General features: G+C 69.3%; 22 protein-coding genes. 10 read left to right on the forward strand and 12 right to left on the reverse strand.

The window, feature by feature from the left end; genetic code table 11:
* Positions 1-54 precede the first annotated feature (54 nt).
* The gene (locus ACFXP5_RS07105; RefSeq protein WP_394528233.1) at positions 55-447 is read right to left on the reverse strand and encodes a DUF5684 domain-containing protein; all 393 of its coding nucleotides are present in this window, start codon (positions 445-447) and stop codon (positions 55-57) included.
* Positions 448-531: 84 nt separating this feature from the next.
* Between ACFXP5_RS07105 and ACFXP5_RS07110 the strand changes: the two genes are divergently transcribed.
* A complete protein-coding gene (locus ACFXP5_RS07110) occupies positions 532-2193 on the forward strand; it encodes a sensor histidine kinase (protein WP_394544088.1) in 1662 nt (553 codons plus the stop codon).
* On the opposite strand, the gene ACFXP5_RS07115 is transcribed toward ACFXP5_RS07110, so the two are convergent.
* Both ACFXP5_RS07115 and ACFXP5_RS07120 read right to left on the reverse strand, forming a co-directional pair.
* A complete protein-coding gene (locus tag ACFXP5_RS07115) occupies positions 2186-2962 on the reverse strand; it encodes a GNAT family N-acetyltransferase (protein WP_394544089.1) in 777 nt (258 codons plus the stop codon). The genes ACFXP5_RS07110 and ACFXP5_RS07115 overlap by 8 nt on opposite strands.
* A gap of 112 nt (positions 2963-3074) precedes the next feature.
* A complete protein-coding gene (locus ACFXP5_RS07120; protein ID WP_394544090.1) occupies positions 3075-3872 on the reverse strand; it encodes a GNAT family N-acetyltransferase in 798 nt (265 codons plus the stop codon).
* A gap of 161 nt (positions 3873-4033) precedes the next feature.
* Between ACFXP5_RS07120 and ACFXP5_RS07125 the strand changes: the two genes are divergently transcribed.
* The 5 genes from ACFXP5_RS07125 to ACFXP5_RS07145 all read left to right on the forward strand — a co-directional run bounded on the left by ACFXP5_RS07125 (position 4034) and on the right by ACFXP5_RS07145 (position 7979).
* Positions 4034-5074 (forward strand): NAD(P)-dependent alcohol dehydrogenase, encoded by a 1041-nt coding sequence (locus tag ACFXP5_RS07125; RefSeq protein WP_394544091.1) that lies wholly within the window; start codon positions 4034-4036, stop codon positions 5072-5074.
* A gap of 141 nt (positions 5075-5215) precedes the next feature.
* On the forward strand, positions 5216-5923 hold the full coding sequence (locus ACFXP5_RS07130) for an alpha/beta hydrolase (protein WP_394544092.1): 708 nt from the start codon (positions 5216-5218) through the stop codon (positions 5921-5923).
* A gap of 46 nt (positions 5924-5969) precedes the next feature.
* Positions 5970-6296, forward strand: coding sequence for a helix-turn-helix domain-containing protein (locus ACFXP5_RS07135; protein ID WP_394544093.1), 327 nt, complete (start codon positions 5970-5972; stop codon positions 6294-6296).
* Between the two features lie 67 nt (positions 6297-6363).
* Entirely contained in the window at positions 6364-7581 is a 1218-nt protein-coding gene (locus ACFXP5_RS07140; RefSeq protein ID WP_394544094.1) for an FAD-dependent oxidoreductase, read from the forward strand.
* Positions 7581-7979, forward strand: coding sequence for a hypothetical protein (locus tag ACFXP5_RS07145; RefSeq protein ID WP_394544095.1), 399 nt, complete (start codon positions 7581-7583; stop codon positions 7977-7979). Before ACFXP5_RS07140 ends, ACFXP5_RS07145 begins: the two co-directional genes overlap by 1 nt.
* Positions 7980-8054: 75 nt before the next feature.
* On the opposite strand, the gene ACFXP5_RS07150 is transcribed toward ACFXP5_RS07145, so the two are convergent.
* Positions 8055-9623 (reverse strand): MFS transporter, encoded by a 1569-nt coding sequence (locus tag ACFXP5_RS07150; RefSeq protein ID WP_394544096.1) that lies wholly within the window; start codon positions 9621-9623, stop codon positions 8055-8057.
* 82 nt (positions 9624-9705) lie between these two features.
* On the opposite strand from ACFXP5_RS07150, the gene ACFXP5_RS07155 reads away from it, so the two are divergent.
* Both ACFXP5_RS07155 and ACFXP5_RS07160 read left to right on the forward strand, forming a co-directional pair.
* Entirely contained in the window at positions 9706-10215 is a 510-nt protein-coding gene (locus ACFXP5_RS07155; protein ID WP_394544097.1) for a MarR family winged helix-turn-helix transcriptional regulator, read from the forward strand.
* 278 nt (positions 10216-10493) lie between these two features.
* Positions 10494-11867: an HNH endonuclease signature motif containing protein gene (locus ACFXP5_RS07160; RefSeq protein WP_394544098.1), complete on the forward strand. Its 1374-nt coding sequence runs from the start codon at positions 10494-10496 to the stop codon at positions 11865-11867.
* A 316-nt stretch (positions 11868-12183) separates the two neighbouring features.
* Here ACFXP5_RS07160 and ACFXP5_RS07165 read toward each other — a convergent pair whose 3' ends face one another.
* From ACFXP5_RS07165 to ACFXP5_RS07185, 5 genes are all read right to left on the reverse strand, one after another.
* Positions 12184-13266: a hypothetical protein gene (locus ACFXP5_RS07165; protein WP_394544099.1), complete on the reverse strand. Its 1083-nt coding sequence runs from the start codon at positions 13264-13266 to the stop codon at positions 12184-12186.
* 293 nt (positions 13267-13559) lie between these two features.
* Positions 13560-13907 carry a hypothetical protein gene (locus tag ACFXP5_RS07170; protein WP_394544100.1) on the reverse strand — a complete coding sequence of 116 codons (348 nt, stop codon included), beginning with the start codon at positions 13905-13907 and terminating at the stop codon, positions 13560-13562.
* A gap of 92 nt (positions 13908-13999) precedes the next feature.
* A complete protein-coding gene (locus ACFXP5_RS07175; protein WP_394544101.1) occupies positions 14000-14428 on the reverse strand; it encodes a VanZ family protein in 429 nt (142 codons plus the stop codon).
* 45 nt (positions 14429-14473) lie between these two features.
* The gene (locus tag ACFXP5_RS07180) at positions 14474-14782 is read right to left on the reverse strand and encodes a hypothetical protein (protein ID WP_394528247.1); all 309 of its coding nucleotides are present in this window, start codon (positions 14780-14782) and stop codon (positions 14474-14476) included.
* Between the two features lie 61 nt (positions 14783-14843).
* The gene (locus ACFXP5_RS07185; protein ID WP_394544102.1) at positions 14844-15440 is read right to left on the reverse strand and encodes a hypothetical protein; all 597 of its coding nucleotides are present in this window, start codon (positions 15438-15440) and stop codon (positions 14844-14846) included.
* A gap of 298 nt (positions 15441-15738) precedes the next feature.
* On the opposite strand from ACFXP5_RS07185, the gene ACFXP5_RS07190 reads away from it, so the two are divergent.
* Together ACFXP5_RS07190 and ACFXP5_RS07195 are read left to right on the forward strand one after the other, a co-directional pair.
* Positions 15739-16704 carry a DUF2690 domain-containing protein gene (locus tag ACFXP5_RS07190; protein ID WP_394544103.1) on the forward strand — a complete coding sequence of 322 codons (966 nt, stop codon included), beginning with the start codon at positions 15739-15741 and terminating at the stop codon, positions 16702-16704.
* Between the two features lie 338 nt (positions 16705-17042).
* On the forward strand, positions 17043-17978 hold the full coding sequence (locus tag ACFXP5_RS07195) for a diacylglycerol/lipid kinase family protein (RefSeq protein WP_394544104.1): 936 nt from the start codon (positions 17043-17045) through the stop codon (positions 17976-17978).
* A gap of 8 nt (positions 17979-17986) precedes the next feature.
* On the opposite strand, the gene crcB is transcribed toward ACFXP5_RS07195, so the two are convergent.
* The 3 genes from crcB to ACFXP5_RS07210 are packed head-to-tail and all read right to left on the reverse strand — an operon-like array spanning position 17987 to position 20891.
* On the reverse strand, positions 17987-18364 hold the full coding sequence (gene crcB / locus ACFXP5_RS07200; RefSeq protein ID WP_394544105.1) for a fluoride efflux transporter CrcB: 378 nt from the start codon (positions 18362-18364) through the stop codon (positions 17987-17989).
* Entirely contained in the window at positions 18361-18879 is a 519-nt protein-coding gene (locus ACFXP5_RS07205; RefSeq protein WP_394544106.1) for a fluoride efflux transporter FluC, read from the reverse strand. The genes crcB and ACFXP5_RS07205 overlap by 4 nt, the downstream gene beginning before the upstream one ends.
* Positions 18876-20891, reverse strand: coding sequence for an ABC1 kinase family protein (locus tag ACFXP5_RS07210; RefSeq protein ID WP_394544107.1), 2016 nt, complete (start codon positions 20889-20891; stop codon positions 18876-18878). Before ACFXP5_RS07210 ends, ACFXP5_RS07205 begins: the two co-directional genes overlap by 4 nt.
* Positions 20892-20922 lie beyond the last annotated feature (31 nt).

Raw genomic sequence — 20922 nt, forward strand, 5'->3', positions numbered from 1 at the left:
TCGTTCCGTCATCCCCTCGATTCGCGACGCCGCCCGCCCGCCCGGAGGCGCGGGTCAAGCGGGGATGCGGGCCTTGTCGTAGCGGTCGGAGCCGAAGCCGATGATGAGGTAGCCGATGGCGGCGAAGATCCAGAGCAGGACGATCGAGAACACCGCGCCGTGGCCGAAGGCCTTGCCGGTGCGCAGTGAAACGATGATGTGGAACACGATGTTGACGATCGGGATGAGGTAGAGCAGCGTGTACCAGCCCGAGAATCCGGCGATCTTGACGAGGAAGAACACGTTCACGATCGGGATGATGGCCAGCCACCCGGCGAAGCCGGCCTTTTCGAACACGCGCCACAGCGCGACGACGATGACGATGTAGACGACGAGCCCGAACAGGCCCGAAACGGAGTTGAGTGCCGTGAAGTCGGCCTGGTCGGTGATTCGCGAGAGTGTCTGCACGAGCACAGCGTAGGGGGAATCAAAAGGGGGGCGCGGGATTCGGCGAGCGCGACTAGTGTTCGCACACCGGCGAAAGGGGCCCCGATGCCGCTGTTCGAAGAATCGAAAACGCCCCGCGGTCGTCTGCGGGTGTGGGCTCGCGCGCAACTCCCCTTCTTCACCAGCACGATCGTGATGGCCATCGGGCTGGCGATCGTCGAGCCAGGCCTGGTCGTCGAACCGCCGCTGCTGACGGCCTGGGCGTTGGTGCTGATCGCCACGCTGGCCGGCATCATCATCCCGTGGGAACGCTTCCCCGCGAAGGCGCTCATCATCGTCGCCCTGATCGATGTCGGCGCCGTCGCGCTCATTCCCGTCGAGGCGCTCACGCATGTTCCGGCCGTGACGACGCTCGTCATGTTCCCCGTGCTGTGGTTGGCCTACGGCTTCGGACGACTCGGCATCATCTGCGCGATCCTGGGAACCGGTGTCATCACCTCACTCCCCTACGTGCTGCTCGGGCGGCTTCCGGCCGGCGGCGAATGGGTCAACATCGTGATGCTGCCCCTGCTCGTCTCGGCCATCGCCCTCGTCGTGTACATCGCCGCGCAGAAGTTGGCCGAGAGCAGCCGTGGCGTGCGGGCGGCCAGCGCGCGCCTCGAGCTGGCGCGCCAGGAAGCGGAGGACCGGGCGGTGTTGCTGCGCAGCATCCTGGACACCATGGACGCGGGCGTCGGATTCTTCGACACCTCCAAGAAACTCGCGCTCACCAACACGGCCGCCCGCGGGATCGCCAACCGTCTCGGTGTGCAGGTCGACCAGTCGCCCTACGCGGGTGAGCACGTGCTCGGTGCCGACCGCGCGACCCCGGTCGCCCCGGAGAGACGCGTGGTCACGCGGGCTCTGGAAGGCGAAGAGATCTCGAACGAGGTCGAATGGATCGGACCGCCCGACGTGCAGATGGCGGTCGCCGCTTCTGCCCGCCCTGTCACCCGGGGGGACGGTGAGGCGATCGGCACCCTGATCATCATGAACGACGTCACCGAACTCGCCCTCGCGGTCGAACTCCGCGAGGAGTTCCTCAAGACGGTTTCGCACGAGCTGCGCACGCCCGTGACGAACATCGCCGGCTACGCCGAACTGATCGGCGATGCGCTCGGCGAGGAGCATCCTGAATTGCGCCGCAGCCTCGAGGCCGTGCAGCGCAACGTCGACAGGCTCACCACCCGGTTGCGCGAGCTGCTGGCGGCGACCGACACCACCGAGTCGTTGCACCTGAACGTGGTCGACGCTCGCGAGGTGGTGACCGAGGCGGTCGCTGCCGCCCGGGCACAGCTGCCCGACGGCGGAGTCACGCTCGAGGTGCTCGACCTCCCGCACGCGCCCATCCTCGCCGAGCCGGCGTTCCTGCGCGAAGCGGTGCGCGAGCTGATCGCGAACGCCCTCAAGCACGGGCCGGCGACCGGAGCCGTCACCATCGGCCTCGACGCCGACGACGACCGCGTGCGCATCTGGGTCTCCGACACCGGGCATGGCATCTCGCTCGCCGAACGCACACGCGTGTTCGACCGGTTCTACCGCACCGACAAGGCGCGCCGCGGCGCCATCCAGGGGTTCGGACTCGGCCTCACGCAGGTGCAGAACGTCGTGCACGCCCACCACGGCAGCGTGCTCATCGACAGCTCCGCCGCGGCGGGTACGCGGTTCACGATCGACCTTCCGGCGGCGACGGTGACCGAAGCATCCGCTCTGACGCCCGCTACTTGAGGTAGGTGAGCTCCTCGACCGTGTCGAAACCGATCTTTGCGTAGAGCGAGCGGGCGGTCGGACTCGACTGCAGGTAGGCCATCGCCGTGCCGTTCGCCTGCGCCGCGGTCAGCAGACTCTGGGTGACGGCGAGCCCGAGGCCCTGGCGCCGGAGCGGCGGCACGGTGGTGATCGCGTACAGCCCGACGAGCGACGGAGTCGCGGTGATCGAGAGCCCGACGCTGGCGAACTCACCCTCGGGGGTGCGCACGCCGACCGCGACCACCTCGGGGCGTTCGAGCAGAGCGCGCGAGGCGTACGGCGCCGATTCCGCGAGGGTTCCGCCCATGCCGGCCGCGATCGCGCGAGCGAGGGCATCGGCCTCGGCGGGCTCGATCCGCTCGACGGGTGCGCTCGCACGGAGGTCGGGGGTCCACTCGGCCAGGGGAAGGGCCATCGTCGGGAGGGTCATCTCGACGGCCAGGCCTGCCCGCTCGGTGATCTCGCGCACCGCATCACTCACGCGCCCGCGCACCTGCACGCCCCACGGCGCGGCGATGTGCGGGAAGGCGGCGATCGCGTCGGCGAGCAGGTGATCGTCCGGCTCGAGGTCCGACCAGATGATCCCGTTCGCGGTGGCGGTGCCCGCTCCGCTGACGACGGCGACGCTCGCCGCGCCGAAGGGCCGGTACGAACCGGCGGGAGCGAGTTCGGCGATGAGGTGCAGCGCCAGCATCCGCTCTTCGTCGACGAGATCTGCCAGGTACGTGTTCTCGAGTGTGTCGGTCATCGGTGGCCTGCCTTTCGGGTGAGCAGCTCAGCCATTGTGCGCCGACGCTCTGGCGCAGACCCCGCCGCTCAGCGACACCATCATGAACACACAGCAACGATGGAGGGACGCCTCACTTGAGGTAGGAGACTTCTTCCACCGTCTCGAAGCCGATGCTTTCGCAGAGCGGGCGCGCCATCGGACTCGCCTGGATGTAGGCGGTCGTGGCGCCCTTCTCCCGCGCCTCGATCAGCAGGTGCTGCATGATCGAGTGCCCGAGCCCGTGGCGCCGGCCGGGCAGCACGGTGGAGATCGCGTACAACCCCACGACCGAAGGGGTGATGGTGATCGAGAGTCCGGCGCCCGCGAGTCGGCCGCCGCCGGTCCAGACTCCCGCGGCCGACACTTCGGGCCGCTCCAACAGATCGCAGGTCGCATACGGCTGGGCCTCGGCGAGGCTCGCGCCCTTGCCGGCCGAGATCGCCCGGGCAAGCGCTGCGGATTGCGAGGGATGGATGCTGTCGACCGTCGCGCCCGGACGATCATCAGGCGTCCAGCCCGTCAGCGAGAGCGCCATCGTGGGCAGCACCATCTCGCCGAGCAGGCCGTTGCACTCGGCGATGGCGCGGATGTCGTGCGGCACGCGACCGCGCACCTGCACGCCCCACGGCGCCGCGATGTGCGGGAACGCGGCGATGGCCTCCACGAGCAGCTCGGGATCGGACTCGAGATCCGACCAGATGATGCCGTTCGCCGTCGCTGTTCCCGCCCCGGTGACCACGGCGACACTCGCTTCGCCGAAGGGGCAGTACGAACCGGCGGGTGCCGTTTCGGCGATGAGCCGGAGCGTCAGCATCCGCTCTCTGTCGATGAGATCCGCCTGACGCGAGGCGTAGATGTTCTCGACGGTGTCGGTCATCGGTTCGGTCATCGCTAAGCCTTTCGGGGAGCTGCGCGTTCAGTCTGCGCCGATCGGCCGCGATGCGCGGGGCCCGTGCAGGGACACCCATTCGGCTTCGGGGCTCGTAGCTGGCTTTGGGGAGGAATGCCAGTCACTCCCAGCCCTTCCGGCGCCGACGTACGGTGGAACCAATGCTTACCGTGAATGCTTACGCCGCCCCGTCCGCCACCGAACCCCTCGAAGCCACCACGATCGAACGCCGCGACCTCGGCCCGCGTGATGTGCTGATCGAGATCAAGTACGCCGGCATCTGCCACTCCGACATCCACACCGTGCGCGGCGACTGGGGACCCGTCGCCTACCCGCTCGTCGTCGGCCACGAAATCGTGGGCGTCGTCAGCGAGGTCGGCTCGGAGGTCACCCTGCACCAGGTCGGCGACCGCGTCGGCGTCGGCTGCATGGTCAACTCGTGCCGCGAGTGCGAGAACTGCCTCGCCGGACTCGAGCAGTACTGCCTCAAGGGCAACACCGGAACCTACGCCGGCGTCGACCGCGACGGCACGATCACCCAGGGCGGATACTCCTCCCACGTCGTGGTCGTCGAGGACTTCGTGCTGAAGGTTCCCGAGTCGATCCCGTTCGACAAGGCAGCTCCGCTGCTCTGCGCCGGCATCACGACCTACTCCCCCCTCGCGCACTGGAACGCCGGCCCCGGCAAGAAGGTCGCCGTCGTCGGCATGGGCGGACTCGGCCACATGGCCGTGAAGATCGCCCACGCCATGGGCGCCGAGGTCACCGTGCTGTCGCAGTCGCTGTCCAAGAAGGACGACGGCCTCGCCTTCGGCGCCGACCACTACTACGCCACGAGCGACGCCTCGACGTTCGAGACGTTGGCGAACGAGTTCGACCTCATCATCAACACGGTGAGCGCGGTCATCGACCTCGACGCCTACCTCTCGCTCTTGCGTCTCGACGGCACGATGGTGAACGTCGGCGCTCCGGGCCAGCCGCTGCCGCTGCACGTGTTCACGCTGTTCGGCAACCGCCGCTCCTTCGCGGGATCGGGGATCGGCAGCATCGGGGAGACCCAGGAGATGCTCGATTTCTGCGCCGAGCACGGCATCGCGCCCGAGACCGAACTCATCTCGGCCGACCAGATCAACGAGGCGTGGGAGCGCGTGCTCGCCTCCGACGTGCGCTACCGCTTCGTGATCGACACCGCCACGCTGTAAGGCTGAACCGAATCGCGCCCGGGCTTTCGCTCGCCGGGCGCGATTCGTGCGTCCGGGCTGGGTTTCATGCCCGGGCACCGGCCCTCGCTGCTGTGAGCGGATGCTGGTGCACCAGCCGGCGCGCAGCCGTACGGTCGAGCCATGGAACTGCTCTTCGTACACGGCGCCCTGGTTCGCGACGGCGCGTGGTGGTGGAAACCGACGGCCGACCTGCTGCTCGAGCGGACGGGAATTCGCAGTCGCGCCGTGGGGCTCCCCTCGTGCGGCGAGACCGACGGGCGCGGCGGGGGCCTCGTCGCCGATGCGGCGCAGCTGCGCCGTGACCTCGACGAGGTCGATCGGGCCATCGTGGTGGGGCACTCCTACGGCGGAACCGTCATCGCCGAAGCGGGACAGCATCCGGCCGTCGCGCACCTCCTCTACGTGTCGTCGTACCTCCCCGACGTCGGGCAGTCGCAGGGGGTCATCATGAGCGGCGAGAGCGATCCGGTCACGATCCGCGACAACGGCGACGGCACCCTCGGGCTGGCCGGATACGACGAAGCCTTGTTCGCCGCGCGGTTCCTGCAGGACGCGGATGCTGCGACCGGGCGCGCGGCATGGGAACGGACCACCGCGCAGGACCTAGCCGCGTTCCTGACGCCGACCACGGCCGCTGGCTGGGAGGGAGTGGACTCCACGTACCTCGTGTGCGGCGAGGATCGGAGCACCTCGGTCGAGCTGCAGCGCTTCCACGCGGCCCGGGCCACCCGCTCGGTGGAGCTGCCGACCGGACACCACCCCTTCCTCTCGCGGCCGGAGCTGGTGGTCGAGCAGATCGTGCAACTGACCGCGCCGCGTCTGCTGTGAGCGGAACGCCCCGCCGCATCGGGGTCGGCGCGGTTGACTGGGGCGCATGAGCCCCGCGCCCTCAGACGAAGCCCACGACCGCTCCGATTTCGACCCCCAACCGCTGTGGCGGCACCTCGTCGGGGAGCAGTTGCGGATGCTGCGGCACGACCGCCATGACTCCCTGCTCGATGTCGCCCGCCGGGCGTCGATGTCGGCGCAGTACCTCTCCGAGATCGAACGCGGTCGCAAGGAACCGTCGAGCGAAATGCTCGCGGCCGTCGGAGCCGCACTCGACACGACCCTGCTCGAGCTGACCGCGGCGGTGGCCGAGCGGCTGCGCGGCGGTACCGAGGTTCACGCCGGTCGCGGCGAGTTCCGCTTGGCCGCGTAGCAGAGCTGCCCCTGTCCACGCGCAAGAAGCGGATGCGAGCGGCCGCCCGAGCGGGTTTACTTGCGCCATGGCGATCGAGCGCGACGGGGAACGCGATTGCGTGATCGCGGGCGGCGGCCCGGCCGGCATGGTTCTCGGCTACGTGCTCGCGCGCGCCGGGCTGCGGGTCACCGTCCTCGAGAAGCACGCGGACTTCTTGCGCGACTTCCGCGGCGACACCGTGCACCCCTCGACGGTCACGCTGCTCGGCGAGCTGGGGCTGCGCGACCGGTTCCTCGAGCTGCCGCTCACACGCCTGAAAACGCTCGACGTCGTCGTCGACAGCGAGCGCATCACGCTCGTCGACTTCGGCACCCTGCGCGGGCCGAACAACTTCCTCGTGCTCGCGCCGCAGTGGGAGTTCCTGAACTTCCTCGCTGCGGAGGCAGCATCCTTCCCGACCTTCGAACTGCGCATGCAGACCGAGGCCACCGACCTCATCATCGACGGCGGACAGGTGCGCGGGGTGCGCGCCCAGACTTCCGAGGGCACGATCGACATTCGCGCGACCCTCACCGTCGCCGCCGACGGACGCACCTCGACGCTGCGCGATGCAGCCAGGTTGGTGCCGCTGGACTCGGGCGTGCCGATCGACGTGCTGTGGTTCTCGCTGCCGCAACCACCGCACCCGCCGCCGTCGACGCTCGGCTACGTCTCGTCGGCGGGCATGGTGGTCACGATCGACCGGGGCGATCGCTATCAATCGGGGCTCATCATCCGCAAAGGCGGGTTCGCCGAGCTGCGCGGAAGGGGCCTTGCGGGCTTGCGGGACCGCATCGTGGCGGCAGCCCCGGTGCTGCGCCCTGTCGTGGGCACGCTCACCCACTGGGACCAGGTCAAGCTGCTGACGGTGCAGCTCAACCGGCTGCGGCGCTGGTATCGGCCGGGGTTCATCGCGATCGGCGACGCCGCGCACGCGATGTCGCCTCTGTTCGGCGTCGGGGTCAATTACGCGATTCAGGATGCTGTCGCCCTCGCGAACGCGATCACCGACGACCTGGTCGCCGGCCGCGCGCCCACCGGCGTGCTCGCCGCCGTGCAGCGACGGCGGGAGTTGCCGGTGCGGATCATGCAGCGCATCCAGCGCGCGGGGCACCGACTGATCGCCCGGTCGACCTCGGGCCGCCGAATCGCACCACGCTGGCTGCTGCGGATCCTGCGGCTCGTCTCCCCCGTCGTCCGCCCCGTCGCCGCGCGGTTCGTCGGCATCGGGCTGCGGCCCGAGCACGTGCGGCGGAGGCCGTGATGGGTGCTTCCGACGGCGCAGCCGCGGTCGACGCGTGGTTCGACGGACAGCATCATGACCTGGTCGGCGGGGCGCGGATGCTGCGGGATACGATCCTCGCCGCGGCCCCCGCTGCTGTGCAATCCGTCAAGTGGCAGGCACCCAACTTCGCCATCGCCGGTACGGACTTCGCGACGTTCAGCATGCGGAGGGCGGGCCAGCTGCAGCTGATCCTCCACACCGGCACCAAACCTCGCCCCGATCTCGCGCCCATCCGCATCGCGCCGATCGGACCGCACTTCCGATGGGCCGACCACAATCGCGCCGTCGTGACCTTCCTCTCGGATGCCGAAGTGTGGGCGGCGAGCGCCGAGGTGACGGCGGCCGTGCAGGCATGGACGGCCGCTCTCTCGGACTGATCGGCCGGATCGGGCGGGCCGGGGCCACGTGCGTTGGGTCGCCCGCGCGCGTGGCCGGGCAGCATCCCTGCTCTGTCACGAACTGCGCGTGCGACCCACGTTTTGCGACCGGGGAACCCCGCCCCCGCCGGGGACCGCAGCGCCCTGCGCCCCGACCGCGCGGCCGGGCGCCAGGAAGGCGCACGCGATTCCGCCGGCCACCAGGATGCCCGCGCCCACCCACAGCGCCGAACCGAGGCCGAGCGCGAACGCGTCTCGAGCGGCATCCGCGATCGCTGCGCCGGCCGGCCCGAAGGCTTGGGCGGCCCCGATCGCGGCACCCGCACCCGAGTCGACGATTTCGCGAACAGCATCCGGTGCACCATCTACCGCCGACGCCACCTCGTCGCGATAAGACGCGAGCAGCACACTCGACAGCACGGCGATGCCCAGCACCCCGCCGACCTCCCGCGTGATGTCGTTCACCGCGCTCGCGATCGAGCGCCGCTCGGCGGGAAGCCCCTCGATGATGAGCTCGGTGCCCGGGGTGATCCCCATGCCGAATCCGACGCCGAAGATCAGGAGTCCGACACCCAAAGCCCAAAGCGACGCCCCTTCGCCGACGGTGAAAGCGCAGACACCGAATCCGGCGCCCATCAGAAGAAGCCCGCCCGCGCCAGGAACGCGCTGGCCGAACCGCTTCGCGAGGGCGACCGATGCTCCGATTCCGCCACCCACCCCGACCGGAATGACGAGCAGAGCGAGGGCGGCGAGCAACGGGGAGAAGCCTTGTACAAGCTGCAGGTATTGCGGCGCGAGAACGAACAACCCGAGTGATGCGAAGAACTGGATCGAGACGATCAGCGAGCCGGCCGCGAGTCCGCGGTTACGGAAGAGGCGCACGTCGAGCGAGGGCTCGCGCGAGCGCAGCTGGTGGACGAGGAAGCCTCCCACCCCGACGACACCGACGGCGAAAGCCGTGATGACGACCGGATCGGTCCACCCGAGCCGCGGGCCCTCGATGACTCCGAACACGATGCCCGCGAGGGCGAGCACAGACCAGACCGCGGCGAGCGGATCGGCCGAAAGCCGCGGGTTGCGTCGCTGCGCAACGAGGACCGCGGCGGGGACGATCAGCACGAGCGCCACGCCCCCGAAGAGGAGTTGCACGCTGCCCCACCAGAACGCCTGCAGGAGGAGTCCGGCGACGATCGTTCCTGCGACGGCGCCCGCCGAGCTGACGCCCGACCACACCGCGATGGCGAACGTGCGCCGCTCCGGCGGGTAGGCATCGACGAGGGCCGAGAGCGTGACCGGGAAGATCGCGGCCGCCCCGACCCCCGAGACCGCCCTCAGGACGATGAACCACGCCGGATCAGGCGAGATGGCGGATGCTACGGACGCTCCGCCGAAGATGACGAGCCCGATGATGAGAATCGTCCGGCGTCCGATGCGGTCGGCGGCGAGACCTGCGGTGAGCAGCAACGCAGCGAACGTCAGGGCATAGGCATCGATGATCCAGGTGAGTTCGGACTGATTCGCGCCGAGATCCGCAGCGATTTCCGGCAGCGCGATGGCGAGCGCCGAGTTGCCGGCGACCACGAGCGCCAGCGCCGCGCAGAGGGTGATGAGGAGTCCGCGCAGGGTGCGCGCGTCAGCGTCCATCGTGATCTTCCCTTCAGTATCGGAATGGTTCCGTTTCCGAGTTTCCTGGCAGCGGAAGGATTCGTCAAGTATGTTTTCCGATATGGATGCTTCGGACTCGGCCCCGCACGGACCCGAAGAGGGCGTGGAGCGCTCGCGCATGTCGGCGCACGAACTGAGTTGGTCGCTGCGCGCGACGAACCGCGCGGCCACCGAAGTGGACCGAGCCCTCGCCGCGCACCTGTCGCTGCGTCCTCTCGAGTACGACGCGATCGACCACATCATGTCGAGCGAGAGCGATCCGATCGGACCGGTGGAACTCTCCTCGCGTCTGGGCATCAGCCCCGGTTCCGCGACCGAGATGGTCGACCGCCTCGAGCGCGACGGTCACGTGGTGCGCGAGCGCGGTGCGGCCGATCGCCGTCGAGTGCTGGTCACCGCGCGCCCCGAGGCGGTGGAGCGCATCCTCGGCAACCTCACCCCACTCTTCGACGGCCTCGATGACTTGGCAACCACCTTCACCCCCCGCGAGCAGGCGTCGATCCAGCGGTATCTGCGAGAAGCATCCGCTCTGCTCACGGACTACGCCGCCTCGCTCGACCGCACGGACTGATCGAGTGCGCTGCCGTGCCCCACGGCTCGGGAGTTGTCGGGCGGCGGAGAATCAGCGCGGCGCACCACGTTTCAGCCGCCCGAGTGATTCCGGCGGGGTGGCTGGGCGGCTCACGTCGCGTCCGGGCGGAGGCGATGTCGGAGGTCGGTGAGACGATGAACTCGTCGAAAGGTGCGGGGCTCTCGCATCCGAGACAGTTCGATCATGGAGTGCCCTCTTCTTGATCCGTGATCACGGTTTCCCATTCGGGACGCCGACGGTTCGGTGAGAGAGGCACCATGACACCCGAAGAACGAAACATCGCCGAGAACGACCTCGTCTGGGATTTCGTCGACGAGCTCGCCGCCATCGAGGCGGCCGAGGCGCGGCTGCATGCGCAACGCGTGGAGCTGTTGGCGCGCGCGATGTCGCTGGCCGATACACAGAAAGCCCGCATCGCTTCGACCGACTCGGCCCAGCGCGACATGCCGCTGCGCTCGATCGCCGCTCAGCTGGGAGTCGGGATCCGCGTCAATGACCGCACGATCCAGCACCAGATGAACGATGCCGTGCAGCTGACGACGCTCTTCCCCGAGACCGTCGCGGCGCTGAAGCGGGGCGAGATCTCGCGCTCGCACGCGGCCGTCATGCTCGATACCGGCGCCTGTCTCGACGACCCCGAGGTGCGGGCGGCGTTCGAGCAGGTCGTGTTGGAGCGCGCCCAGACCCTCACCTCCGGGCGTCTGAAGGCATTCGCTCGTCAGCTGGCCGAGAAGCTCCATCCGCAGTCGGTGACGGAGCGGTATGAGGAGGCCTGCGCCGACCGGCGCATCTATGTCGTGGAGCAAGACGACGGCATGGCGCAACTGGTCGCGCTGCTGCCGGCCACGCTCGCCTACGCGATCATGGATCGGCTGACGCAACAGGGCAAGGCGGTCCGCTCCGCCGCGAACGCAACACCATCAGCGGGCGAGTCGGATGCTGCCGGCAGCGGCGAGCTTCCGATACCCGCCGCGAGCGATGGTGCGAGCGCAGGGGCCGAGGCCGAGCCGCAGGTCGTCGACCGGCGGGGGCTCGACCAGGTGCGGGCCGACCTTCTCGCCGACATGCTGCTGACGGGCGCTCCTTCGATCGACCCGACGCTCGATCGCCGCTCGGGAGGCTTGGGGGCGATCCGCGCGAAGGTGCAGGTCACGGTTCCCGTCACGACGGCGGCCGGCGCCAGCGATCGCGGGGCGCTCCTCAACGGGCAGATCCCGATCGACGCCGACACCGCCCGACGGCTGGTGGGGGCGGCGAGTGGATTCGACCGAGTGATGACGCATCCGATCACCGGAATGGTGCTCGCCGTCGATCGGTACACCCCCGCCGCGGAACAAGATCGGTTCGTCGACGCCCGTGACACGCACTGCCGGTTCCCGGGCTGCCGGATGCCGGCGCACCGGTGCGACCACGACCACACCCACGACTACGCGAAGGGAGGCAAGACCGAGATCACGAACCTGGCGTGCCTGTGCAAACGACATCACACGCTGAAAGGAGCAACCGATTGGACGGTGACACAGGATGCCAACGGCAACCTCGAATGGACGACGCCGGCCGGCCGCACGTACATCGACGCTCCGGCCCCGCGCGTGCAGTTCGTGCCCGACTCCGAATCCGCACCGTTCTGACGAGGCGGCACGATCGACGGACTCGGAAGCACCCCCCTGCGGTCGCGAGATTGGATCGCGCGGCCGAGAATCAGGGCGTCGCCGCGAGCTTGGTCGCCCGTCTGATTCTGGGCAGAACAAGCGGGCACCCGAACGAGGGCCAGAACCAGCGGGCGGACAGAAGAGGCGACTCCCCTATCGCGGCCCCTGCGTTCCAGGGAGCCGCCTCTTCCTCGCCATTCCCACCGGCGACGGCACATCACCAGTGGGCTGCATCCATGTTTGCATCGGCCCACAGCATCCGCTGTCCCCTCTTAGGAGGACATTCCGCGTCGACCTATGAGAGCGGGGCGAAGGGAAGGTCGCCGCCGCGGCGCCGCAGCTTGCGCGCGGCCGCCGCCGCCACGAGAGCGGCCTTGGCATGGCCCGCATCGACGGGCTCCGGAGGCGTCGCCGCAACCGTGGCTTCTCGGAATGACAGCTCGCCGATGTCGCCGGGCACGCGCACCCCGGTCACGTCGGCGTACGCACGTTTGACGTGACCGATGACTTGGCGGCGATCGGTGTCGACGACGCAGAGATCCACGGCGCCGTCGCGGACAGCGAGCACGGGCGCGGCGTTCTCGGTGGCCGCGACGAGAGCGTCCTGCAGAACGAGCGCACGCTCGCGGCCCACCCCGGTCTTCAGCAGGGGGAAGTCGATGATGCTGACCTCGAGGCGCCCGCTGGGCACATCCGGGATCGGGTGCGCGGGCACCACGATCGGATTCGTCGAAGCGAGGAGCCGCGCGGGAGTGCGCTCGATCAGCTGCAGCGTGCCCACGGTGGCGGCGGCCACGAGGCACGCGCCGAGAATCGCGCTCGCCACGTTGCCGAACACACCGAGTTGCTCGGGCCGCACGAGCAGGACGGCGCCCGCCCGCACCGTGCTGTACCCGGCATAGGCGAACGCGGCGATGCGGATCGGCAGCATCCCGCGACGAGACCGGATGGTGGAGTCGAGGGTGGCGGCGCCGACCACCGCGCACGCCACGGCGAGCGCGAGCATCCGCGCCGACGTCGGAAACGGCTCGGGCAGACGCGTGGTGATGACGGCCACCACCACGGCTCCAGCGAGGAGACCGGCGAAATATCCCGGATCCCGGCCCGCGAGGCGGCGAACACCGACCCAGTACACCGCGGGGGCTGCGACGACGAGGCCGTTGCCCAGCGCTTGGAAGAACATCGCGCCTGTTGCCGCCGCGGAGAAGAACATCACGCTGGCCGCGACAGCGGTGAGACCCGCCGCGCTACTGGTCGTTGCGAAAACTCGGGCATCGCCGACCAGGCGGCGCCCCATGACAAGCGTGGAGGCGACCGCGACGCTCATGAACGTCGCGATGGCGGCGAACCACCACACCGCTTCGGTATTCAAACCCATGCCAAATGCCCCCCTACCCCGCGGGGGAGGGTAGCGCGAAGCGCGCCCAAGGCGCGAGGGGGTTGCGCGGCGCTCGCCGCTGTGCATCGAGGAACGAGTGGCGGCGCCTTCAGCCTGGCCCCTGCTCTGAAAGCGCCACCACTCGTGGCCTACCATGCAAGCGATAGCACCTCGCTTGCCGGGGATTTCATCGTGGCAAAGGGCACCAGCATCCGGTATCCCCCTTTTGGGGGACAAAACCGTCCTCGAAAAGGGATGCTGCTGCGTCGGCGTGCGGTGTTCGCGGCCCCGGGTCAGCGCGGCGGGTAGTCGCCATTCGGGGCGAAGCCCTCGAGGTCCGGGTCCCACTGCGCATCCGGACCGGGCTCGTACGGACCGTCGTCGGTGTCCTCGCTGTGGCGCGGGAAGGTGCGATGAGCCTGGAGGCGAGCAGCGGCCTCGGAGAAGTCGGGCTGATCCGCGTCCCAGTCGACCGGTGCCGAGAGCACGTCGTTGCCGACGCCGATGACGAGTTCGGCGTCGCCGATGACACCCGTCGACTCCACCACGATCGGGATGGTCACCGCCTCGGCCTGGCCCTCTTTGGCGATCGCCGCGGTGAGGTGCACGAGAGCCGCAGCAACGTCATTCGTCGTGATCACGGTTTCGCCTGCATAGGTAATGCGTCGCATTCATCCACTCTGGGGGGTGCGGGCCCCGCGACCCCGGGCATTGTGCGACCGGCTCTCGTGGTCTACAGGCCGGGATGCCGGCGGGCCAGCGCGCTCACGAGGATGAGCCCGACACAGGCACCCGTCACGTTCGCGAGCACGTCATAGATGCTCGCCGTGCGCTGCGACAGCAGCTCCCCCTGAATGCCCTCGATCGCCACGGTCGTCACGAGGGCGATCGGCACCACGAGGTACCGTGCGCGATCGAGCAGCACCCCGAGCAACCACCCGAGCGGCACGAAGAACAGGACGTTCGCCCCGAATTCCACCCGTCGATAGGTCGCCCACGGGATGAGGCGCTCGATCCGATCGAGCAGCCCGGTGGCGCCGCGATCGACCGGTTCGGGCCAGAACGCCATCAACAGCGCTGCGACGGCGTAGATCACCAGCAGTACCCACGCGACGCGGCGCCCGGCGGTACCGGGTCGTGCGGCGGGGTGCGGCTCGGACATGCGCCCACCGTACCGGCCGCCCGAGCGACCTGCGGCAGCGGCAGGTCAGTCGTGACGCTCCACGGCCGACGCCCAGACCCACGCGCGCAACTCCCGACCGGCCACGGTGAAGCGGATCGCCACGGCACGGGGCGTCCACGCGACCGCCTCGGCCTGCACCCGCGTGGGCGATTGACCGAAACGCACCCAGGCGGTGACGGTGCTGGGCCGCGGGTCCTTCGTCATAGGCAGCCGCGTCAGCTCGAGTTCGTTGTCGCTGAGCGACTGCAGCGGACCCTCACGCGCAAGCCGTTCGAGAATCCGCTCGTCCATACGCCGATCGATCTGGTCGGCATACCGACGGTTCGTTCCCACGACCGAAACCCCTTTCTCCGGCCGAGACAGACCCTAGCCAGAGGGGGCGACATCGCGCGGGTCAGCGGCGCGACGACACCGGCGACAAGCTGGCGAGCGCGATCGCCCAGGGGTTCGGTGCAGCATCCCGCCACCGCGGCCGCCTCGCCAGGGCCGCGACGTAAGCGCGCACCGCTTCGCGCACCTGTGGCGCGGTGGGCTCGGCGAGAGCGCACCGCGCGATCTCGGCGAAGGTCTCCGGCGCTACGAACCCGCGGTCGAGGGCGTCGAGGTCGTTCATGAGGGCCCGCAGCAGGCCGAGCGCCTCTTCGCGGTCATCCGCCGGCGACTGGGCGGCCACGCGGAACGCCACGCGGTCGGCGCACTGGGCGAGTCGCTTCGCCACCTCGCGAACCGCCTCGGGAGGGTCGTGCAGCGCAGCGAGGGCAGCCTCGGTCGTCAGCATCGCATAGCGCTCCGCGAGCACCCACTCACCCTCCCGGGCGCGCAGGGCGAAGCCGTCGTCGCCGTCGCGCATATGCTCGACCGCCTCGATCGAGACCCGGTCCACCGCGGCGACAGCCGCCGTGAGCACGAGGGCTCGTCCCGAATCGCACACGCGCACCAGGCGGGTCTGCGAGGGATCGCGATCGAGGGGGATGTGTAGCTCGGTGGTCACGTACGGCTCCTTGAGTGGCGGCCGGAGAGGACGACCGCGGGCGGGCGCCCGGCCCGCCCGCGGTCAGGTGATCCCCCCACCAGCATGTCGGGGCCCACCCCCCGTGGGCCGAACCGACTTGTCCAGTGTGGATACGACGGCGCCGGAGGCCCAGACCGGAAAAGTCCGAAAAGGTCCGAATGCGTCTTACCTCACCCGTGTCGTGGCGTCCATTGCGGTGCCGCCGCGCGGTGGATCGACGTATGCCCTGGTATACATGTCGAGCGCGATTCGGGGGGATCTCGTAGGGAGCTTCACCATGAACGACCCAGGCAGCACGGCTGACATGGACACCATTCAGCGGTTCGCCTCTGATTTGCGACGCCTGCGACTGGAGGCCAAGAGCCCAACGCTGGCACGGTTGCAGGACGAGACCGGGATCTCGCGCTCGGTGCTGTCCGAGGCGTTCGCCGGGCGGCAACTGCCCTCGGCGCGCACCGTCGACGGAATCGTGCGCGTCTGCGGCGGCGAGCCCAGCGAATGGATCGACCGGCGCGATGCTCTCGCCGGAGTGACCGGCCCGAACGCCACCGGCCCCCATGCCACGGGGCCGAGCGCGGCGGGCCCGAACACCTCGGCGCCGAACACCACCGCACCGAACGCGCCCACCGTGCTCGACCAGGCGAGCGAACCTGCGAAGGTCGGCCCGGCCGAGGAGACTCCCGCCGAGGCGAAGCCCGGAGCCACCGCGGCAGCATCCCGAAAAGCCCCACGGCGGCTCGTCCGCCGACGCACGACCGTGTACTGGGCGATCGGTGCGTTCCTGTTCGGATCGGCCGTCAGCGCGGTGGTCGCCTCGATCCTGGTCACCCAGGTCTTCTTCGACCGCCTGGTCGAAGCCGGCGTCGCCGACGCTCCGCAGGTCGCGGTCGAAACGGGACAGAACCCGACCCTGACTCCGTGCATGGACGACGCCGAGGTCGCCACCGGCGCAGCCGGCGCCGCGAACACCCTGATCGAGATCGTCTGGTCCAACAGTTGCTACGCCGGCTGGGGCCGCGTCACCCGCTACGACGGCAACGGCATCGGCAACACGCTCACCGTCGCGCTCTACCCGCAGACGGCTCCGAACGGTCCCGACCGGCAAGAGGTGACCGAACACGACGTGCGCGTGGCCCGCACACCGCTGGTCGTGCGCCCCTCACCCGATACGCTGCTGTGCGCCGAGGGCAGCATCACCGTCGACGGCGAGACCATCGATCTCGGCGAACCGCTCTGCATGTGAGCCCGAGCCGCCACTCCACTCCGCAGCCCGACCCTGCTGCCGACAAGGGGCGGGGGACAACCCCCGACCGGAATCCTGGGGGGCGGATGCTTCAGTCGGGGGCTGCCGAATGCACGTCGCCCCGAGGGCCGGCGTGACCCGCGCCGACAATGGGCGGGGATGGGATTCTGTCAGGGTACGCCTGTTGCGGGGCTTATGGGCGGAGTCGCGCGATAGTACCCGACAATTGCTCGAGCGGAGACGATCGTGCCTCCGAACGCGGACGACGGGTACAGTCGGCCCGTGCTGATGCGCGCGAGTGCGCAGATCAGCGGAGAAACGGAAGGCGAACGACGCGCATGGACAAAAAGGTCACGGTCATCTGGAACCCCTCGAAGACCGATCGGGAGACCCTCGAAGGTCCCCTTCGCGCCATCGTGGGCGACGACGCCGACGTGCGTTTCGAAGAGACCAGCGTCGATGACCCCGGGCAGGATGCGGCGAAGCGCGCGCTGGAGACCGACCCCGACGTCGTACTCGTCGCGGGCGGCGACGGCACCGTCCGCGCCGTCGCCGAACACTTCGCCGACGTGCACGCCGACGTCGACCTCGGCATCGTGCCACTCGGCACCGGCAACCTGTTCGCCCGCAACCTGAATGTGCCGATCAACAACACCCCCGCCGCGATCGAGCGAGCGATCACCGGCCGGGCGACGCCCGTCGACGTCGGCTGGGTCGACGTCGAGCTCGACGGCGGCACCGAGCGGCACGGGTTCGTCGTGATGATCGGCTTCGGCATCGACGCGCACATGATCGCCGAGACCAACGACGATCTCAAGGCCAAGGCCGGCTGGCTGGCGTACGTCGAGTCGCTGGGGCGAGCCCTCACCGCGAGCGAGATCGTGCCCTTCCACCTCACCGTCGATGACCAGCCGGGCCGCGATGAAGAGGGCCACACCCTGCTCATCGGCAACTGCGGCACCCTGCAGGGCGGGCTCACGATCCTCCCCGACGCCGACCCCTCCGACGGCGAGCTCGACTTCCTGCTGCTCAGCGCCGAAGGACTCGGTCAGTGGGTGGGCACGCTCAAGACCATGGTGTGGGACAACGGCGTGAAGCGCCTCGTGACGAAGACCGACGAAGCGACCAACTCCGACTCGGTCACCCACGGCCGCGCGAAGAAGATCGACGTCACGCTGCCCAAGCCGCACGCGTTCGAGATCGACGGCGAGGAGATCGGCGAGACCTCCCGCTTCACCGTCTCGATCCAACCGGCGGCCGTGCGGGTGCGCTGACCCGCTCTTCAGATCAGCATCGCGAGGCCGACTCCGGCGAGCGCCGCGAGCACGGCGAGAATCAGCATCCCGACACTGTTCGTCATGGCAGCGCCGTAGCGACGTTGCTGGATGAGTCGGATGCTTTCGAAGCTGGCCGTGCTGAAGGTCGTGTACCCGCCGAGCAGCCCCGTGCCGATGACCAGTCGCCACGCGTCGGGAAAGATCCCGACGAGCGCGATCTCGATGACGAAACCGAGGAGGAACGACCCGCTCAGGTTGATCAGCATCGTGCCGACCGGAAACGTGGTCCTGGTGTGAGCTTTCACGGTGCCGTCGACGATCAAGCGCAACGCCGCGCCCACTCCCCCGGCGACGGAGATGGCGAGGAAGAGCAGCGGGGTCACCCGACGGCTCCGCGGGCGATGAAGCGCCGATGGTGGGCGGCGGCCAGGCCGATACCGAGAAGCGTCGCGAGTGCACCGACGATCACCGTGGCGATCGCGTAACCGACCCCGGCCCATGGCTGACCGCCGACGAGGAGCAGCGAGGTGTCGGCAGCGAGGGCGCTGTAGGTGGTGAATCCGCCGGCGAAGCCGGTGCCGAGAAACAGCCGCAGCGTGCGCCGGCGCCCCTCGTCCGGGCCCCGCCGGGCGAGGCTCTCGAGCAGCGCCCCGAGGAAGAGTGCGCCGGTGATGTTGATGAGGAAGATCGCGACCGGGATGCCGCCGAGTGGCGGGAGGGCGAGGCTGATCGCCTCGCGCGCCGCGGTACCGGCCGTACCGCCGGCCATGACCAGCCCGATGTGACGCCACCGCAGGTGGACGGGCCGCGACAGCCCCTCCGCGGGGATGTCGCTGGTCTCGATATCGCTGGTCTCGATGTCGCTGTCGAGAGGCAGCATCGGATCGGAGTCGGTCACCGCCGTCGCTCCCGCGGCAGGCCCTGCCCGGCGGCGAAGAGCTGGCGCACCACCCGCATGAGGCCGAGGAAGCCGAAGAGCCCGACCGCGGCGCCGATCAGGTCGAACAGGCCGAGCCCCGCGGTGTACTGCGGGCCGGCGTTGGTCACCAGAAACACCACCGCGAGCGCGACTGCTGCGATGGAGACGAGGGCGCCGACGATCTGCGACGTGATCGAGCGGACGAAGCCCTGCTGCACCTCCCCGTGGAGAGCCCCCGCTCCTGTGCCGTTCTGCAACGCTGACATGAGCGCGTCGACGCGCAGCGGCAATGCACGCAGGCGGGCGTTCGCGATGATCGCGCGGCCTTCCGCGTCGAGGAGTGCACGACGCGGCGAGAGCATGTGCTTCACGAGCTGCGGCACGACCGGCAGCGCCCGCCCGACCATGTCGAAGTCGGGAACGAGCACGCGCAGGCACCCCTCGAGCGTGGCGAAGCTGCGGAACGCGGACGCGAGATCGCCGGGGAGGGCGATGTGGTGCTCGCGGATGACGTCGACCATGCGCGAGAAGATCGAGCCGCCCCCAGCGTGGAAGCGCTCCGATGTCAGCACGATGCCGATGTCGTGGCGGAACGCGTCGACATCGACGTCGTCGGGAACGTCGACGATCAGCAGAAGAGCGTCGGTCGCGGTCACGTCGTCCTCGGTCAGGGCGCCCAGCAGCATCGCGGTCAGATGCTCGCGCTGGCTGCGCTCGATGATGCCGATCGCGCCGAAATCGATGAGTCCGAGGGTGCCGTTCGTACGCAGGATGACGTTGCCGGGATGCAGGTCGGCGTGGAAGACGCCGTAGATGAGGATCTGCTCGATCACCGAGGTCATCAGCCCGAGGGCGAGCGCGTCGCGCTGCTCGGGCGTCATCGTCGCCAGTTGCGCCCCGGCACGACTGAGCGGCTGGCCGTCGACGAGATCCATCGTGAGCAGGCGGTTGGAAGAAGCATCCGGATACACCGCCGGAATGGACAGCACCGTCGTCGCATCGCCCCCGTCCTGAGCCATCAGTGTGAGCGCGTGGCGGATCATCTCCATGTTGCGCGCCTCGATGCGGTAATCGAGTTCGTCGACCAGCGTCGAGGTGAAACCGCGCGCGACGGATTCGAGGCGCAGATCACGGCCCGCCTTCGTCCGCTGCTCGACCCGGCGCGCGAGGCGCTGGATGATGTCGACGTCGGCTTCGACCTGCGCGCGAGCGGCAGGGCGCTGCACCTTGACGACAACGGGGGTGCCGTCGGTGAGGACAGCCGTGTGCACCTGGGCGACGGATGCTGCCGCGAGCGGTGCGGTGTCGATCGAGGCGAACACTTCGTCGATCGGCCGGCCCAGCTCGGTCTCGATGACGGGCCGGATCGTCTCCCAGCTGAGGGTCGTCGCGCCCGACTGCAGCGAAGCAAGGGCGGAGATGTACGGCTCGGGAATGAGGTCGCGACGGGTGGAAAGCACCTGCCCCAGCTTGACGAAGGTGACTCCCGAATCGTTGATCGTGCCGACGAGGGCGTTGGCGCGCTGCTCGCCCGTCGTCAGCTCGCGCTGGGCCTTGGACGGACCGTGGACGATCCATCCCGCGCCGTGCCGAGACGCGATGGCGACGATCTCGAGGTAGCGGCGGGTGCGCTTGCGCCGCATGATGGCGGCGCGGATCACGTCGATCGGGTTCGGAAGCGGCCGTGTGGGAAAGACCGCTTCGATGGCGACCAGCACCGCGAGCCCGAGCGCGAAGCTCCAGGCTGCGGAGAGCGCGATCACCGCGAGAGCGACGAGCGCTGTTTCGGTGTCAGGCGTTCGTCCGGGCACGATGAGGCCGGACTGATCCAGGATCCAGCGTACGGACGGCAGCCCCAAAGCGAACACGGCGAAGCCGACGATGAGGCTGCGTGGCCAGCCGACAGGGGCATCGAGGATACGTCGCGCGGCGAAACCGACGAGCAGAGCCGAGACGATCGCGAAGATCACGGTCAGGACGTCGGTGATCACGCGTTCCCCTTCTTTCCCGAGGCCCGGTGTC

The sequence above is a fragment of the Microbacterium hanjuni genome, from assembly GCF_043556395.1.
In the GTDB taxonomy this organism is placed as follows: domain Bacteria; phylum Actinomycetota; class Actinomycetes; order Actinomycetales; family Microbacteriaceae; genus Microbacterium.

Excerpts from the sequence above, each read along its gene's own strand:
- ACFXP5_RS07110 (WP_394544088.1), top strand. The coding sequence starts at position 532 with ATGCCGCTGTTCGAAGAATCGAAAACGCCCCGCGGTCGTCTGCGGGTG.
- ACFXP5_RS07115 (WP_394544089.1), bottom strand. The coding sequence starts at position 2,962 with ATGACCGACACACTCGAGAACACGTACCTGGCAGATCTCGTCGACGAA.
- ACFXP5_RS07120 (WP_394544090.1), bottom strand. The coding sequence starts at position 3,872 with ATGACCGAACCGATGACCGACACCGTCGAGAACATCTACGCCTCGCGT.
- ACFXP5_RS07125 (WP_394544091.1), top strand. The coding sequence starts at position 4,034 with ATGCTTACCGTGAATGCTTACGCCGCCCCGTCCGCCACCGAACCCCTC.
- ACFXP5_RS07130 (WP_394544092.1), top strand. The coding sequence starts at position 5,216 with ATGGAACTGCTCTTCGTACACGGCGCCCTGGTTCGCGACGGCGCGTGG.
- ACFXP5_RS07135 (WP_394544093.1), top strand. The coding sequence starts at position 5,970 with ATGAGCCCCGCGCCCTCAGACGAAGCCCACGACCGCTCCGATTTCGAC.
- ACFXP5_RS07140 (WP_394544094.1), top strand. The coding sequence starts at position 6,364 with ATGGCGATCGAGCGCGACGGGGAACGCGATTGCGTGATCGCGGGCGGC.
- ACFXP5_RS07145 (WP_394544095.1), top strand. The coding sequence starts at position 7,581 with ATGGGTGCTTCCGACGGCGCAGCCGCGGTCGACGCGTGGTTCGACGGA.
- ACFXP5_RS07150 (WP_394544096.1), bottom strand. The coding sequence starts at position 9,623 with ATGGACGCTGACGCGCGCACCCTGCGCGGACTCCTCATCACCCTCTGC.
- ACFXP5_RS07155 (WP_394544097.1), top strand. The coding sequence starts at position 9,706 with ATGGATGCTTCGGACTCGGCCCCGCACGGACCCGAAGAGGGCGTGGAG.
- ACFXP5_RS07160 (WP_394544098.1), top strand. The coding sequence starts at position 10,494 with ATGACACCCGAAGAACGAAACATCGCCGAGAACGACCTCGTCTGGGAT.
- ACFXP5_RS07165 (WP_394544099.1), bottom strand. The coding sequence starts at position 13,266 with ATGGGTTTGAATACCGAAGCGGTGTGGTGGTTCGCCGCCATCGCGACG.
- ACFXP5_RS07175 (WP_394544101.1), bottom strand. The coding sequence starts at position 14,428 with ATGTCCGAGCCGCACCCCGCCGCACGACCCGGTACCGCCGGGCGCCGC.
- ACFXP5_RS07190 (WP_394544103.1), top strand. The coding sequence starts at position 15,739 with ATGAACGACCCAGGCAGCACGGCTGACATGGACACCATTCAGCGGTTC.
- ACFXP5_RS07195 (WP_394544104.1), top strand. The coding sequence starts at position 17,043 with ATGGACAAAAAGGTCACGGTCATCTGGAACCCCTCGAAGACCGATCGG.